The following is a 15,251-nucleotide window of genomic DNA, read 5'->3' as shown; positions in this document are numbered from 1 at the left end:
CCTCTTTCTGGGTGAATATGGGATAGCATGGGATTGGATGGGCGGTCAATGCCGCCCGGCAGTAAATGCCTGGAGTTTTTAAGGATTGTCCACAGGCTGTGGGTAGCTGTGTGGACTTCCTGTGGGTAGTTTTCAGCAACCGGGGTGGAAGCGGAGAGAACACAGGACGATATGCCTGTGCAAAGCCTTTTGTTTCTGAAATGTTCTTTGGTGGGGGCAAAAACAGGCCTGTCAAGCTCTTGTGGCTCGACTGTCCAGATCTTGCGGTTCCAAAAGAAAAGGGGCGGCGTCGAAACGGGAGTGCCCCATCTGGCCCAGGGGCGGACGGGGCCGGGACACCGGCAGGTCCGCGGATCAGCACTAGCGCAGGCCGGCCGTGATGGCCACCAGATATTGTGGGGTTGCCCCGAAAGCGTCGCCGGTATGGTAGGGTGGGGGCGGGCGACCGCGTGGATGGCTGTCGTGTCGCCGGCGGCCGACGCCAAGCGCGCCGGGCTTCGCCGCCATCCCCCGCCCGGACGGGGCGGATAATATCCATGCGGCATGGGAGACTATCCGGAAGATAAAAGTGCCAGACGGCCTGTAAGCCGGGTTCTGTCCACCGGACCGTATCCAGCACGCTGGACGGTATCCGGGGGATGGTCATTCCTCTGGGACGTCCGTTGCCGGACGCCTCACGCAACCCACCCGGGTGACAGCGCGGAAGCGCGCCTGACGGACCCATCCGGAAGGACAGGCCGTCCCGCCACCCCTATTCGGTCTTGCTCCCGGTGGGGTTTACCATGCCGCCCCCGTCGCCGGGGGCGCGGTGCGCTCTTACCGCACCCTTTCACCCTTGCCCATGCCATCCCAGGCGGGACGATGTGGGCGGTCTGCTCTCTGTGGCACTGTCCCTGGGGTCGCCCCCGCCGGGCGTTACCCGGCACCGTGCTTCCGTGGAGCCCGGACTTTCCTCCCTCCCGCGGGTTTCCCCGTTGCGGAAGAGCGACCATCCGGCCGTCTGGCGCGCAGACAGTTAGACGCCCGGCCCCGCCGATGCAAGCGGTTCCGTGGCATGGCAGCGGACCAGGGCGCGCAGCCGCCGCACCGTCTCCGCATCCGGGCGGCCGGTCAGGGCGGCGGGATGCCAATGGCGCTGGAAGGCCAGCAGGGTCAGGCCGGCCAGCCCGTCCCATGCCGTCCCATGGCCGCCGGCCCATGGCGTCCCATCCGCGGCGTCCCATGCCGTCCCATAGCCGATGCGGGCCAGCAGACGGCGGACCTCCTCATCGCTCCAGGGGCCGTCATCGGCGGCCGACGGCGCCGGCCAGGCGCCGATGCCGGCCCGGGCCAGCCCCGCCCAGTCGAACAGCTCGCCCGGATCCTGCTTGCGCGCCGGCGCCACGTCGGAATGGCCCAGCACCCGCAGCGGCGGGATCGACCAGTCGCGCACCAGCGCCGCGGCCAGGGCCAGGAGGCTGTGCATCTGCGCCGCGGGGAAGGGACGGTAACCGAACTCGTGGCCGGGATTGACCAGCTCGATGCCGATGGAGCGGCCGTTGATGTCGCTGACGCCCTGCCAGCAGGACAGGCCGGCATGCCAGGCCCGCCGCCCCTCATGCACCAGCCGGTAGAGCGTGCCGTCCTCGTCGATCAGGTAATGGGCGCTGACCTGGGCCTCCGGATCGCACAGCCGCTCCAGCGCCGCCGCGGCCGTGGGCATGCCGGTATAGTGCAGCAGCAGCAGGTCGGGCCGCACACCGTCGGGGCGGGGGCCGTGGTTGGGGGAGGGCAGGTCGATCAGGCGCATGGGCGGTGGAGACTCAGGTGGTGCTGCGCCCCGGCGTGTAGCGGGGCCGCCGCAGGATGATGACGCCGACGCCGCCGACCGTCAGCAGGCCGCCGACGACCAGCTGCCAAGTGACCGGCTCGCCCAGCAGGGCGACCCCGCCGCCGACGCCGAACAGCGGCACCAGCATCAGGAAGGGGATGGTCTGGTTGACATCGTAGCGCTTCACCAGCGGATACCAGAAGGCATAGGCGACAATGGTCGCCATCAGGCTGAGATAAAGAAGGCACAGCATGGCCTGGCCGGACATGGCCCGGATCTGCTGCAGCTGGTCCTGCTCCAGCAGCAGCGACAGGCCCAGCAGCTGCGGCACCGCGAACAGCGCCATGTAGGCGTTCAGCGTCTTCCAGTCCACATTGCCCAGCCATTTCAGCTGGATGTTGGAAAAGGCGAAGGCCAGGGCCGCGGCCACGACCATGAACACATGCGGCAGGCTGAGATTGTCCTGCGGCACCCCGGCGATGACGGCCACACCGGAAAAGGACACGGCCATGCCCAGCGCCCGGCGCCAGCCCAGCCGGTCCTTGAAGAACAGCATGGCCAGCAGCGAGGCGAAGGGCACCTGCAACTGGATGACGATGCTGCCGGTGCTGGCGCCGATGCCCTTGACCCCGGAAAAGACCAGGGGGAAATGGAGGCCGCCCATGACCACGGCATAGGCCAGCAGCGGCCGGAACGACCCCCAGGGCACGCGGGCGAAGGGCAGAAGCACCAGCGCCACCAGCCCGAAGCGCAGCGCCATCAGCAGCAGCGGCGACAGCTCCGCCATCACCAGCTTGGCGATCACGAAATTGAAGCCCCAGATGGCCATGACGGCCAGGGCCTGCAGCGCGTGGAGCGGGGTCATGGGAAACCGGGAGCGGTCGGGGAACGGAGGGAGTCCGTCTATGGCGGAAGACCCGGTCCGGCGGCAAGCCCGTCCGGACCCGGACCGGCGCATGGCAGACAGCCGGGGGATGATGATGACCAAACGATCTTGCAGAAGTGGGCGTGAGCCCGACCGGTGCTCGGCCCGCGCCGGCCGGGAACATTAAGTTTCCGCGACAGCATGGACATGCGTCTGTATGGCGCTTAAGCCCCGGGGCCGGACCCCAGGGCCGGTTGTCGCTGATCGCGGGATGGGATGATGAAACGGTGTTTCCGCTCCGGGCTGCTGCTGGCGGCCCTGCTGGTGAGCGTGGCCGGCCTGGCCGTGGCGGCCGTGGCGGCCGAGGGGCCGGTGGCCGGTGCCTCTGGCGGTTCCTTGGCCGGGCCGGTGCGGGTGATGAGCTACAATATCCGCTACGACAATCCCGACGACCGGCCGGGCTGGGCGCAGCGGCAGGGGCCGATGCTGGACCAGATCCGCTTCACCGCCCCGGACATCCTGGGCGTGCAGGAGGCGCTGCCGCACATGCTGACGGCGCTGGCCGCCGGCCTGCCCGGCTATGACCATTACGGCCAGGGGCGCGATGGCCGGGGGGCGGATGGCGGGGAGCGGGGCGAGAGCACGGCCATCTTCTACAGCCGCGCCCGCTTCGCGCTGGTACAGGCCGAAACCCAATGGTGCTCGGCCACGCCCGACCGGCCCAGCAAGGCCGAGGGGGCCGGGTCGCCGCGCACCATCACCCGGCTGCTGCTGACGGACCGGTCGTCGGGGGCGCTCTATGACGTGCGCAACGTCCATTTCGACAATGTCAGCGACCGGGCCCGCAGCGACTGCGCCCGGCAGGTGCTGGCCATGCCGGCCGCGGCCGGCGCCCGCCTCATCGTGCTGGGCGATTTCAACAGCGATGCCGGGGGCGGGGCCTACCGGCTGCTGGCATCGGCCATGGCCGATGCCCGCCGCGTCAGCCCCGTGGTGTTCGGGCCGGACGGGACCTTCAACGATTTCGACATCCGCCAGACCGGACCGGCGCTGGACCATATCCTCATCGGCGCCGGGCTGGCGGCGGTGCGCTTCGCCACCCTGACCGACAGCATCCAGGGCCAGGTCATCTCCGACCATTTCCCGGTGGTGGCCGACCTGCAGCGCCAGGGGGAGTGAGGGGCCTTGACCACCCTCATGGGGGAGGGCGGCTTCCGGGGAAGGATCAGCCCTCCAGCTCGGCCTTCAGCGTTTCCAGCTCCAGCCAGCGTTCCTCGGCGGCGGCCAGCTCGGCCTGGGCCTTGTGCAGGTCCTCGCCGGCCTTGGTCACGGCCTTGGGGTCCTTGGCGTAGAGGCTGGGGTCGGCCAGCCGGGCCTCCTGGGTCTTGATGGTCTTTTCCAGCGCGGCCATGCGGGCCGGCAGCTCCTCCAGCTCGCGGTTCTCCTTGAAGCTCAGCTTCTTCTTGGCCTTGGGCGCCGCCGGTTCGGCGGTGCGGGCGGCGGGTCTGGCGGCGGCGGCAGCCGGTTCGGCCGCGGCCTTGCGCTGCACCAGATAGTCGCTGTAGCCGCCGGCATATTCCGTGGCCTCGCCATCGCCCTCCACGGCGATGGTGCTGGTCACCAGCCGGTCGAGGAAATCGCGGTCATGGCTGACCAGCAGCAGCGTGCCCTCGTAATCGCCCAGCACCTCCTCCAGCAGGTCCAGCGTGTCGATGTCCAGGTCGTTGGTCGGCTCGTCCAGCACCATGAGGTTGCTGGGCCGGGCGAACAGCTTGGCCAGCAGCAGCCGGTTGCGCTCGCCGCCCGACAGCGCCCGCACCGGCTGGTCCATCATCGCGGGGGCGAACAGGAAATCCTTGAGATAGCTGGCGATGTGCCGCGGCTTACCGCCGACCCAGATATTGTCGCCGCCTTCGGGCAGCAGCACCTGGCGCAGGGTGGAGTCGGGGTCGAGCTGGGCCCGGCGCTGGTCGAAGACGATGGTTTCCAGGTTGGTGCCGCGGCGCACGCTGCCGCCATCCGGCTCCAGCTCGCCGATCAGCATCTTCAGCAGCGTGCTCTTGCCGGCGCCGTTGGGGCCGATGACACCGACGCGGTCCCCGCGCAGGATGCGGGTGGAGAAATCGCGGATGATGGTGCGGCCGCCGAAGGCCTTGGCCAGATGTTCGGCCTCGATCACCAGCTTGCCCGAGACATCGGCCTCGGCGATGCCGAGATTGACCTGCCGGGCGCGGCTGCGCGTCAGCCGCTCGGCCCGCATGTCCTGCAAGCGGCGCACGCGGCCCATATTGCGGGTGCGGCGGGCGCTGATGCCGCCCTCCCACATCCATTTCAGCTCGGCCTTGATCTTCTGGTCCTGCTTGTGCCAGGCGGCCTCCTCCTCGGCGAAGACCTCGTCGCGCCAGGCCTCGAACTGGTCGAAGGGGCGCTCGGTCTCGCGCATTGTGCCGCGGTCCAGCCAGAACAGGCGCTTGGACAGGTTCTGCAGGAAGCGGCGGTCATGGCTGATGACCAGCAGCCCGCCGCGGAAGCCCTGAAGCTCGCGCTCCAGATATTCGATGGTGGCGATGTCCAGATGGTTGGTCGGCTCGTCCAGCAGCAGCACGTCCGGCTCGTCCACCAGGGCGCGGGCCAGGGCCGCGCGGCGGGATTCGCCGCCCGACAGGGTGGCACAGGCCCGGTCCGGGGCCAGATCCATGGCGGTCAGCACCGCCTCCACCCGGTAGGCCTGGGGCTCGGCCTGGCCGCCGGCCACGAAGTCGGCCACGGTGGCGTAGCGGCTGAAATCCGGCTCCTGGGCCAGATAGGCGATGCGGGCGCCGGGCTGGACGAAGCGCTCGCCCTCGTCCAGCTCGATCTCCCCGGCCAGGCATTTCAGCAGCGTGCTCTTGCCGCTGCCATTGCGGCCGACCAGACAGACCTTGTCACCGCGGCCGATGGACAGGGTCACGTCCTGGAACAGCACGGTGGCACCCAGATGAACCTGGGCGCCGTTCAGCGCGACGAGCGGGGGAGGAAGGGCCATGGCCGGCGAACTTTCACTGCGGACGGGTCGCCAGCATTTAGAGCAAGTGGGTGGCGAGCGTAAACAGGGCTCCGGCGCCGCCGGGTCTCAGCGCCCGTCGGCGGGGGCGCGGTGGGCCTTTTCGATGCGGTCCCAGGCGGCGTTGATGGCCGCCATCTTTTCCTGGGCCAGATCGATGAATTCCTGCGGCATGCCCTGGGCGACCAGCAGGTCGGGGTGGTTCTCCCGCGCCAGCCGGCGCCAGGCGGCCTTGGCCTGGTCCAGGCTGGCGCCGGGGGGCAGCCCCAGCACGGCATAGGGATCGTCCAGCGGATCGGCCAGCCCGGTGCGGTCGCCGCCATGGATGCGGCGCACCTGCTCGAACTCCTCGGGCGGGAAGCCGAAAATGTCGGAGACGGCGCGCAGGAAGCGCAACTCCGCCGGGTCGATGACGCCGTCGGCGGTGGCGATGTGGAACAGCCCGCCCAGCAGTTCCTCCAGCACGGCCCGGCGGTCCTTGAACATGCCGGCCAGCTGGCGGGCATAAGTATCGAATCCGGCGGTGTCGCGCTTGGCCAGATCGAACAGCCGGCCGACATTGCGCATCTCCTCCGCCGGCACACGGAAGACGCGCTTGAAGGCATCCACCTCCACCCGGTGGACGATACCGTCGGCCTTGGCCATCTTGGCGCCCAGCGCGATGACGCCGACGGTGAAGGCGATGCTCTGGGTCTGGTCGGGGCGGCCATGCTCATCCCGGGCCTGCGGGCTGGCACTGTCGCGCATCTCGTCCACCGCATGGCCGGCCAGGGCGCCGATCAGCGCCCCCAGCGGCCCGCCGATGGCGAAACCCGCGGCCCCGCCGACGATCTTGCCCCAGATGCTCATTGCGTTCCGTCGCTCCCGGCCGCGTGCGCCCGGCCCCGTTTGACCGACTCCCTCTGGCCGGCCGCGGCCACCATAGACCCGCCGGCCCCGTGCCGCCAGCAGCGGGTGCGGCCACCATCGGGCTGCATGCCAGAGTATGTTTGTGCAGGGCTGCCATGCCTTCCCCTTTCGCGCGGAATGAACCATGTTGCAGCGCAAACGTTATCCTGTTGCAGTGCGAAGTGTGGACTGTGCACCTGCAATAAATCGTTCCGTGTCAGGATCGTGGTCCGGGTCCCGGGAGCCGACAAAGCCATGACCGTCTATCGTTGCCTCACCCCCGCCGAACAATGGCGCTATGCCGCCCACCTGCTGCGCCTGTCCGCGGCCGACCGGCGCGCCCGCTTCATGGGCGCCCTGGCGGACGAGGCGGTGCTGGCGCATGTCAAGCGCATCGACTGGACCCGGTCGGAGATCCTGGCCGCCCTGGTCGATGGCGAGGTGCGGGCGGCGGTGGAACTGCGGCGGGAACAGGCCTATGGCGGCGCGGCCGAACTGGCCGTCAGCGTGGAGACGGCGTTCCAGGGCCAGGGGCTGGGCAAGACCCTGGTGGCGCGGCTGCTGATCCTGGCCCGCAACCGCGGCGTCCGCCGCCTGTCCATGCTGTGCCTGGGCGACAACCGGCGCATGCAGGCCATCGCCCGCCGGCTGCTGGGCCGGCTGGAGTATGAGATGGGCGAGGTGACCAGCACCATCGACCTGCCGCTGGCCACCCCCTTTACCCTGGTGGAGGAAGCCATGGACCGGGGCACCCTGCCCATGGCCGTGTTGCTGGACCGGCTGGGCCAGGGCCGCGCCGCCTGACGGCGGGCGCAGGGGGGCGGCGCCCGTCCGTCCCGTGTCGTGGACGCGCCGGCGATACGGCGCATGCATCCCGGAAACATATCGGACATGAACGCGTGATAGGTGTGGGCGTGCGCTGATCCTGCGCCCGCGATGGGCACAATGCTGCGTGCCTTTTTCATCACCGTGCAGGCTGAACGGTAAATCCTACAGTATGCATGATTGCGTGCAGGGCTGCCGGACCGTCTATTCCGGGATGGGTTCCCAGAAAAATTTCTCTTTTTTGGTTCACAGCGGCGGATTTTAACCGTCCTGGGGATGTACCGCGAAATATCCAAGTCATAGCACCAAGGGGCAGTTCTTCATTCCCCGCCGTTTACCACCGGCGGCGCAGAGAAAAGGACCACCTATGCACCCGCTGGTCATCGATGAGCGGCAAAACCCGTGTTTTGCCGAGCAGGAGGAGTCTGCCCCACGTGAAGGGGCGCTGCCCTTTCGGAACTGGTGGCAACGGACGTTCGGCAAGAAGTCCGGTCTGCCGGCAATGGCGTCCGACATTCCGGTGGACATCGCCGCGGTCAACCCTGCCGTGCAGCCGGCCGGCGGGGCGGGGGAGGCTGCGGCCGCTCCGTCCCGGTCCGCGGCGGCGGAACCGGCCAAGGCGCGTCCGGCCGCCGACGCGACGGTGACGCCGATCGGCGAGGCGCACCGCCACACCATCTATCTGCAATGCCTGCGGCTGATGCGCGGCCACACCGCCGATGCCGAGGATGCCACCAACACAGCCATCCTGAACTTCGTCCAGTTTACCCGTGGCGGCAGCCAGCCCGTGGTCAACAGCCTGGCCTATCTGCGCCGCGCCGCCCACAATGCCTGCATGGATCTGTACCGCGGGCGTCAGCGCAACGATCTCTGGATGACGGACGTGGATCTGGACAATCTTCCGGAGGAGGACGGTCTCCCCTGGATGCCGACCGTCCAATCGCCGGAGGACATCCTGCTGCGCCGGGAACTGGCCGCGACCCTGGCCCGGGCCATCGAGGCCCTGCCCATGCAGCTGCGCCAGCCCTTTCTGATGCGCATGGAACAGGGCCTGGATTATGAGAGAATCGCCCAGGCCCTGGGCATCAGCAACGCCAATGCCCGCAAACGCGTGCAGCTGGCGCGCACAGTGCTGCGCAGCGTGGTGGACCGGCGCTTCTGAGATCCGGCCGGTCCCGCGCGTTCCGGTCCGCCCGCGCCTGTCCGCGCGTCGAAAACCACAAGCCGCCGGCCACCGCCGGCGGCTTCTTTCGTGGCCGGATGCCGGTTCAGCTTGAGGGATAGGTCTTGGCGATGTCGGCCGCGGTGGTGCCGATGGCGCCCCACTGCGTCGTGGCCGTGGCCACCGGGGACATGACCTGGGGGATGACGGGGGCCCACAGCTCGGCCGTGGCCGGGTTCTGCACCATCTTGCTGAGCACGACGCCCAGCGCGGCGATGCACAGGGTTTCCACCTGCTGCAGATAGGTGTTGCCGTTCTGGACGGCCATGGCCGTGGACTGGGCCACATAGGCGTAGGACTGGGCCAGCGCGTTTTCACGCGAGTCCGCGATGGTCACCTGCTGCGAGGCGGTGATGCTGTCGAGGATTTCCCCGTCGATGCTGGACATGGCGGCTTCTCCGTCGTCCATCCGCGCTGTGCCGTGCAGTCCTAGGCCATGGCCGTGATCTTCTGCGTGATCACGCCGGTGGAGGCATTGGCGATGTTGATGATGTTCTGCTGGTTCACGGCGGCATTCTGCAGGCAGATGCTGATGGCGGTGGCCAGCGACTGGTAGACCACGCTGACGGCGACGATCGGGCTGTCGCCCATGACCTTCATGTTGGCATTGGCGATGGCCTCGACGATGGCCGGGTCGACCCGGACAGGGGGAGCCGTCACCACCGCCGTCGTTGTACTGCCGTCATCGGCCATAGGGGACCTCGTGCAAGGGGCTCACAAGGACGGACAGGGGCCGGCCTGTTCTCCGGGAATGTCCCTGGGACCAGTCCGGGCGGATCCCGTTCAGACGATGGTGATGACGATGTCCGATTTGTCCTTCTTCGGCTTCTTCTTCTGGACCAGCACCAGCAGCAGTTCCAGCAGCACGGTCACCACCGGTGCCGGTGTACGTTTGGTTTGCATGGTCTTGACCTCCGGGGCAAGGCGCGGGACCGGACGCGCCGCGAGAAGCATGGTCAATCCTTGTGTCGTCGCGGCCTGCGCCACCGCATCCATGCGCTGCTGGTGGCCGACAGACTGGCTGAAGGCGAGGCCGGTGCTGCCGGCACCGCTGAGGGCCAGTTCACCCTGGGCCATGGTGGGCGCCACGGCCAGGGTCTGCACGCCCACATCCGCGATCGCCGCGGTGATGGCCGGGTCCACGGTCTGTATTGCGTCACTCACGCTGACTGTATTCATCGCCCTGTTCCCTTAACCGGACCGACGGGAAGGACGGGCATGGCCTGACGCCATGCCCGTCGCCAGCTCCGCACCTGCGTGGATCAGCTGCCGGACTTCTGGAAGGCCTGCACCACCGCCAACAGCGACGACATGATCTCCGGCAGGTTGGCGTTGGCGACCTCGCTGTCGGCCACGCCGGTGGAGATGGTGTCGAAGCTGTAGAGCTGGTTGATGCCCTGCACCGTGGCCGCCTGGGCCGTGGCGTTCATCTGCTGCTGGGCGGCGACGGCGTTCTGGAAGGCCAGGCCGGTGGACTGGGCCATGGTCTGATAGACCAGGCCCATGGCCATGGCCGGGGCATCGCCCAGCACCTTGACGTTGGCCTGGGTCACGGCGTCGGTCACCTGCGGGGCGACGCGGCCGCCGCCAACGGCAACGGTGGAGTCGTCGATGGAAATGGTGGACGGCATGGGGTGTCTCCTGATCCTAGCTCATGGATTGTGCGGCCGATCCGCACAATTCAAGGACGATCCTTGCGGTGATTTGTGAAGCCGAGACGAGAAAAGAGAGCGATTTTTACGACTTGCGCGGCGCGGGGGCGGCCTGGGCCGGCAGCAGCGCCTGGATCTGGTTGCCCAGGGCCATCATCTTCATGCGGGTTGCGGCGGGATCGGCCGGGCGCTTCAGCCGGCGCGGCCCGATCCGGGGCGGCCTGCGGGCGGTGGCCCGTTCCAGCAGGACGGCCAGATTGAACAGCTCGACCATGGCCCGGGCCTGGGCCGACTGCGGACCCGCGGCCGGCGGCTGGACCGGGCCGCCGGGATGGAACAGGGCCATGCGCTCCAGCGCGGCGGTCCAGACCGGCGACAGGATCAGCAGCAGCTCGGCCAGAGCCACCAGCGGGTCCTTGGGTGGGGGCGGAGGTGGGAGCGAAGGCGGCGGTGCGGGCAATGCTGCCGCCTCCCCCGTGTCAACGGTGTCCGTGCCGTCTGACATGCGCGTGCGTCCTTCTTACGGCTGGCTGTGCCGCCGGCTCCGGGGCCGGCGGTGCGGCCCTGGTCAATGGTCGTCCATCTGGCGCAGGATGTGGTCGGTCAGCGCGTCGATGCGCGCTTTCACCGTCACCGGCAGCGGCGCCCGCTGCATGCGGCGGGTCTGCTCCAGGATGGCGCGCTTCTGCTGCAGCACATAGCTGGCCAGATCCAGCATGCCCTGCTCCTGCATCTGCCGGGTGTTCTGCAGCACGGCCAGGCCGCGGGCCTGGGCGGTGCTCAACATCTCGATGCTGGAGGCCACCTCCGGCGCCAGCCGCACCATCCAGTCGGACAGGCCGACGACGGGATCGTCGGGCGGGGCGATGGGGGTCCCGGGCCGCGCGGCTTCAGGCGGCAGCGCGGGGCCGGGGCCGGCCTCTTCCGGCGGCGGCTCGCTCGGCCGCGCCGGTCCCGGGCCGAGCGCGTCGTGGTTCTCGGGGTGGGTCTTGTCTTCCAGCATGGCGGCGCTCCTTCGGCGTGTCCCGGAAACGGGAACTGCTCCTGGGAAGACGGCCCAAGCGGGAAAACGTGAAGTCTCCGGCGTGCCGCCGGCATTTACCCGGCGGCTGCGGCCCGGCACACTCGGGCGGCAGTGTCGGACCCGGCCGGAGCGCAGGGCGGGGCGCAGGCACGCAGGATGGCGGGGGCGTGATGGCGGAGGGCGTGATGGCGGCGGGCGTGATCGCGGCGGGAATGGCGGCGGCGGACGGGAGCGGGCGCTGGCAGTTCTGGATCGACCGCGGCGGCACCTTCACCGACATCGTCGCCCGCCGGCCCGACGGGACGCTGCGGACGCACAAGCTGCTGTCGGAGAATCCCGGACGGTACCGCGACGCCGCGGTGCAGGGCATCCGCGACCTGCTGGGGCTGGCGCCGGACGCGCCGGTGCCGGCCGGGCGCATCGCCGCCGTGCGCATGGGCACCACCGTGGCCACCAACGCCCTGCTGGAACGCAAGGGCGCGCCGACGCTGCTGGTGACCACGGCCGGGTCCGGCGACCAGCTGCGCATCGGCTATCAGGCGCGGCCCGACATCTTCGCCCGCCGCATCGTCCTGCCGGACCAGCTCTATGCCCGCGTGCTGGAGGTGCCGGAGCGGGTGACGGCGCAGGGCGAGGTGCTGACGCCGGTCGATCTGGCGGCGGCGGAGCAGGGGCTGCGCGCGGCCCATGCGGCGGGCCTGCGCGCCTGCGCCATCATCTTCCTGCACGGCTACCGCTGGCCGGCCCATGAGCAGGCCGTGGCCGCGCTGGCCCGCGCCGTGGGCTTCACCCAGATCTCGGTCAGCCATGTGGTCAGCCCGCTGATGAAATATGTGGGCCGCGGCGACACCACGGTGGCCGACGCCTATCTGTCGCCGGTGCTGCGCCGCTATGTGGAGCAGGTGGCGGCAGACCTGCCGGGGGTGCCGCTCTATTTCATGCAGTCCAACGGCGGGCTGACCCGGGCCGACCATTTCCAGGGCCGCGATGCCATCCTGTCCGGCCCGGCCGGCGGCATCGTCGGCTGCGTGCGCACGGCCGAGGCCGAGGGCTTCGACCGCATCATCGGCTTCGACATGGGCGGCACCTCCACCGATGTCAGCCATTACGCCGGACAGTATGAGCGCAGCGTGGAGACGGTGGTGGCCGGGGTGCGGCTGCGCGTGCCCATGCTGCGCATCCATACGGTGGCGGCCGGCGGCGGCAGCATCTGCCGCTTCGACGGGGCCAAGCTGCGGGTGGGGCCGGAAAGCGCCGGGGCCGATCCCGGCCCGGCCTGCTACCGGCGCGGCGGCCCGCTGACGGTGACCGACTGCAATGTGCTGACCGGCAAGCTGCAGCCGGCCTTCTTCCCCGCCCTGTTCGGACCCGGCGGCGACCAGCCGCTGGACACCGACGTGGTGCGGGAGCGCTTCGCCGCCCTGGCGGCCGAGGTGGCGGCCGCCACCGGCCGCAGCCTGACGCCGGAGGCCCTGGCCGCCGGCTTCCTGACCATCGCCGTGGAATCCATGGCCCAGGCCATCAAGCGCATCTCCGTCCAGCGCGGCTATGATGTCACCCGCTACGCCCTGGCCTGCTTCGGCGGGGCCGGCGGCCAGCATGCCTGTCTGGTGGCCGATGCGCTGGGCATGACCCTGGTGCATCTGCATCCGCTGGCGGGCGTGCTGTCGGCCTATGGCATGGGGCTGGCCGATCTGGCGGCGCTGCGCGAGGGCGCGGTGGAGCGCACGCTGGACGCGGCGCTGCTGCCCGAGCTGGAGCGGCTGGCGGCCCGGCTGGGCGGCGAGGCCGCGGCCGAACTGGCGGAGCAGGGCGTGCCGGCGGCCCGCGCCGCCGTCCGCGTCCGGATCAAGGTGGCCAGCACCGATGCGGCGCTGGAGGTGCCGTTCGGCAGCGAGGCCGATCTGCGCCGGGACTTCGCCGCCGCCCACCGCCAGCGCTTCGGCTTCGATCTGCCGGAGCGGGCGCTGGTGGTGGAGGCGCTGACGGTGGAGGCGGTGGGACAGGCGGCGGATCAGGTCACGCACGGGCCGGCGGGTCCAGCCCTGGGCCAGATGGCCGCGCCGATGGCGGGGCCGGGCGGCGCCGGGGCGGCACCGGCGCCGCTGGCCCGCGTGCCGGTGTATATGGCCGGGGCCTGGCGGGAGACGCCGGTCCATGACCGCACCCTGCTGGCGCCGGGGGTGCGGGTGGACGGCCCCGCCATCCTGCGCGAGCCCACGGCCACCACGGTGGTGGAGCCGGGTTGGCAGGCCCGGGTGACGCCGGCCGGCGGGCTGGTGCTGGCGCGGGTCGAGCCGCTGCCCGGCCGGGCCGGGGCGGATCCGGCAGAAGCCAGTCCGGCGGTGGCCGATCCCATCCTGCTGGAGGTGTTCAACAACCTGTTCATGTCCATCGCCGAGCAGATGGGGCTGGCGCTGGAGAACACGGCCCATTCCGTCAACATCAAGGAGCGGCTGGACTTCTCCTGCGCCCTGTTCGACCGTGCGGGCGGGCTGATCGCCAACGCCCCGCACATCCCGGTGCATCTGGGCAGCATGGGCGACAGCGTGCGCGCGGTGATCGCCAGCCGGGCCGGGACCCTGCGCCCCGGCGACGCCGTCATGCTGAACAACCCCTATCGCGGCGGCACGCATCTGCCCGATGTCACCGTGGTGACGCCGGTGTTCGACCGGGCCGGGGCCGAACTCCTGTTCTGGGTGGCCAGCCGCGGCCACCATGCCGATATCGGCGGCATCACCCCCGGCTCCATGCCGCCGGACAGCACGGAGATCGGGCAGGAGGGCATTCTCATCGACGATGTGCTGCTGGTGGAGGGGGGGCGGCTGCGCGAGCAGGCGGTGGTGGACCTGCTGTCCGCCGGCCCCTATCCCGCCCGCACCATCGCGCAGAATCTGGGCGACCTGCGCGCCCAGGTGGCGGCCAACGCCCGCGGGGCGGCGGAGCTGCTGGCCATGGTGGACCAGTTCGGTCTGGCCACGGTGCAGGCCTATATGGGCCATGTGCAGGACAATGCCGAGGAGCAGGTGCGCCGCGTCATCGGGGTGCTGAAGGACGGCGCCTTCGACCTGGAGATGGACAGCGGCGCCCGGGTGCGGGTGCGCATCGGCATCGACCGCGCCAGACGCGCCGCCCGCATCGATTTCAGCGGCAGCAGCCCGCAGCAGCCCGGCAATTTCAACGCCCCGGCCAGCATCACCCGCGCCGCCGTGCTGTATGTCTTCCGCACGCTGGTCGACCAGGACATCCCGCTGAATGATGGCTGTCTGAAGCCGCTGGAGATCATCATCCCCGACGGCTCCATGCTCAATCCGCGGCCGCCGGCCGCCGTGGTCGCCGGCAATGTCGAGGTCAGCCAGGCCGTGACCAACGCCCTCTACGGGGCGCTGGGGGTGCTGGCGGCGGCCCAGGGCACCATGAACAACCTGACCTTCGGCAATGACCGCCACCAGTATTACGAGACCATCTGCGGCGGGGCCGGGGCCGGGCCGGATTTCGACGGCACCGACGCCGTCCACACCCACATGACCAATTCCCGCCTGACCGATCCGGAGGTGCTGGAATGGCGCTTCCCCGTGCTGCTGGAGTCGTTCCGCATCCGTAAAGGCTCTGGCGGCGCCGGGCGCCGGCGCGGCGGCGACGGGGTGGTGCGGCGCCTGCGCTTCCTGGAGCCGATGACCGCCGCCATCCTGGCCAACCACCGGCGGGTGCCGCCCTTCGGGCTGGAGGGCGGGGGGGCGGGGCAGGTGGGCGCGGCGCGGGTGGAGCGGGCCGACGGGCGGGTGGAGGTGCTGGGCAGCACCGCCCGGGTCGAGATGGGACCCGGCGACGTGTTCGTGGTGGAAACGCCGGGCGGCGGCGGGTTCGGCGCCGTGGGAGATCCGGGCCGGCCGCGCAATCATCAGTAGATCTATCGTCCGGA

Annotated in this window: 14 protein-coding genes and 1 other RNA gene; 4 read left to right on the top strand and 11 right to left on the bottom strand. The window is 70.0% G+C overall.

From position 1 onward, the window contains the following. Nucleotides 1-567: 567 nt before the first annotated feature. From rnpB to DK368_RS14045, 3 genes are all read right to left on the bottom strand, one after another. Nucleotides 568-1,004: RNase P RNA component class A (gene rnpB, locus DK368_RS14055), an RNA gene on the bottom strand. Between the two features lie 11 nt (nt 1,005-1,015). Next, nucleotides 1,016-1,789 carry an N-acetylmuramoyl-L-alanine amidase gene (locus DK368_RS14050; RefSeq protein ID WP_114394584.1) on the bottom strand — a complete coding sequence of 258 codons (774 nt, stop codon included), beginning with the start codon at nt 1,787-1,789 and terminating at the stop codon, nt 1,016-1,018. 13 nt (nt 1,790-1,802) lie between these two features. Beyond that, entirely contained in the window at nt 1,803-2,675 is an 873-nt protein-coding gene (locus DK368_RS14045; RefSeq protein ID WP_114394583.1) for a DMT family transporter, read from the bottom strand. 276 nt (nt 2,676-2,951) lie between these two features. Here DK368_RS14045 and DK368_RS14040 point away from each other — a divergent pair, with 276 nt between their 5' ends. Then, nucleotides 2,952-3,854 (top strand): endonuclease/exonuclease/phosphatase family protein, encoded by a 903-nt coding sequence (locus tag DK368_RS14040; protein ID WP_205028231.1) that lies wholly within the window; start codon nt 2,952-2,954, stop codon nt 3,852-3,854. Nucleotides 3,855-3,900: 46 nt separating this feature from the next. Here DK368_RS14040 and DK368_RS14035 read toward each other — a convergent pair whose 3' ends face one another. Both DK368_RS14035 and DK368_RS14030 read right to left on the bottom strand, forming a co-directional pair. Beyond that, nucleotides 3,901-5,700, bottom strand: coding sequence for an ABC-F family ATP-binding cassette domain-containing protein (locus DK368_RS14035; RefSeq protein WP_114394581.1), 1,800 nt, complete (start codon nt 5,698-5,700; stop codon nt 3,901-3,903). A gap of 87 nt (nt 5,701-5,787) precedes the next feature. Next, entirely contained in the window at nt 5,788-6,567 is a 780-nt protein-coding gene (locus DK368_RS14030) for a TerB family tellurite resistance protein (protein ID WP_114394580.1), read from the bottom strand. Between the two features lie 294 nt (nt 6,568-6,861). Here DK368_RS14030 and DK368_RS21660 point away from each other — a divergent pair, with 294 nt between their 5' ends. Continuing rightward, nucleotides 6,862-7,410, top strand: a complete 549-nt coding sequence (locus DK368_RS21660) for a GNAT family N-acetyltransferase (RefSeq protein WP_162306035.1) — start codon at nt 6,862-6,864, stop codon at nt 7,408-7,410. A 523-nt stretch (nt 7,411-7,933) separates the two neighbouring features. After that, the gene (locus tag DK368_RS14020; RefSeq protein WP_162306034.1) at nt 7,934-8,593 is read left to right on the top strand and encodes an RNA polymerase sigma factor; all 660 of its coding nucleotides are present in this window, start codon (nt 7,934-7,936) and stop codon (nt 8,591-8,593) included. Between the two features lie 106 nt (nt 8,594-8,699). Here DK368_RS14020 and DK368_RS14015 read toward each other — a convergent pair whose 3' ends face one another. The 6 genes from DK368_RS14015 to DK368_RS13990 form a co-directional block, all read right to left on the bottom strand. Beyond that, entirely contained in the window at nt 8,700-9,041 is a 342-nt protein-coding gene (locus DK368_RS14015; RefSeq protein ID WP_114394578.1) for a type 2 periplasmic-binding domain-containing protein, read from the bottom strand. Nucleotides 9,042-9,082: 41 nt separating this feature from the next. Next, entirely contained in the window at nt 9,083-9,346 is a 264-nt protein-coding gene (locus tag DK368_RS14010) for a RebB family R body protein (RefSeq protein WP_114394577.1), read from the bottom strand. Nucleotides 9,347-9,436: 90 nt separating this feature from the next. Continuing rightward, the gene (locus DK368_RS14005; RefSeq protein WP_162306033.1) at nt 9,437-9,817 is read right to left on the bottom strand and encodes a RebB family R body protein; all 381 of its coding nucleotides are present in this window, start codon (nt 9,815-9,817) and stop codon (nt 9,437-9,439) included. 98 nt (nt 9,818-9,915) lie between these two features. Next, the gene (locus DK368_RS14000; RefSeq protein WP_114394575.1) at nt 9,916-10,284 is read right to left on the bottom strand and encodes a RebB family R body protein; all 369 of its coding nucleotides are present in this window, start codon (nt 10,282-10,284) and stop codon (nt 9,916-9,918) included. A gap of 106 nt (nt 10,285-10,390) precedes the next feature. Next, nucleotides 10,391-10,810: a hypothetical protein gene (locus tag DK368_RS13995; protein ID WP_155524581.1), complete on the bottom strand. Its 420-nt coding sequence runs from the start codon at nt 10,808-10,810 to the stop codon at nt 10,391-10,393. Between the two features lie 63 nt (nt 10,811-10,873). After that, nucleotides 10,874-11,308, bottom strand: a complete 435-nt coding sequence (locus tag DK368_RS13990; protein WP_114394573.1) for a hypothetical protein — start codon at nt 11,306-11,308, stop codon at nt 10,874-10,876. A gap of 191 nt (nt 11,309-11,499) precedes the next feature. On the opposite strand from DK368_RS13990, the gene DK368_RS13985 reads away from it, so the two are divergent. Continuing rightward, nucleotides 11,500-15,237 (top strand): hydantoinase B/oxoprolinase family protein, encoded by a 3,738-nt coding sequence (locus DK368_RS13985; protein ID WP_114394572.1) that lies wholly within the window; start codon nt 11,500-11,502, stop codon nt 15,235-15,237. Nucleotides 15,238-15,251: the final 14 nt, after the last annotated feature.

This window comes from Oleisolibacter albus (genome assembly GCF_003336875.1).
Lineage (GTDB): Bacteria > Pseudomonadota > Alphaproteobacteria > Azospirillales > Azospirillaceae > Niveispirillum > Niveispirillum album.
This window is presented reverse-complemented; position numbering and strand designations above follow the sequence as displayed.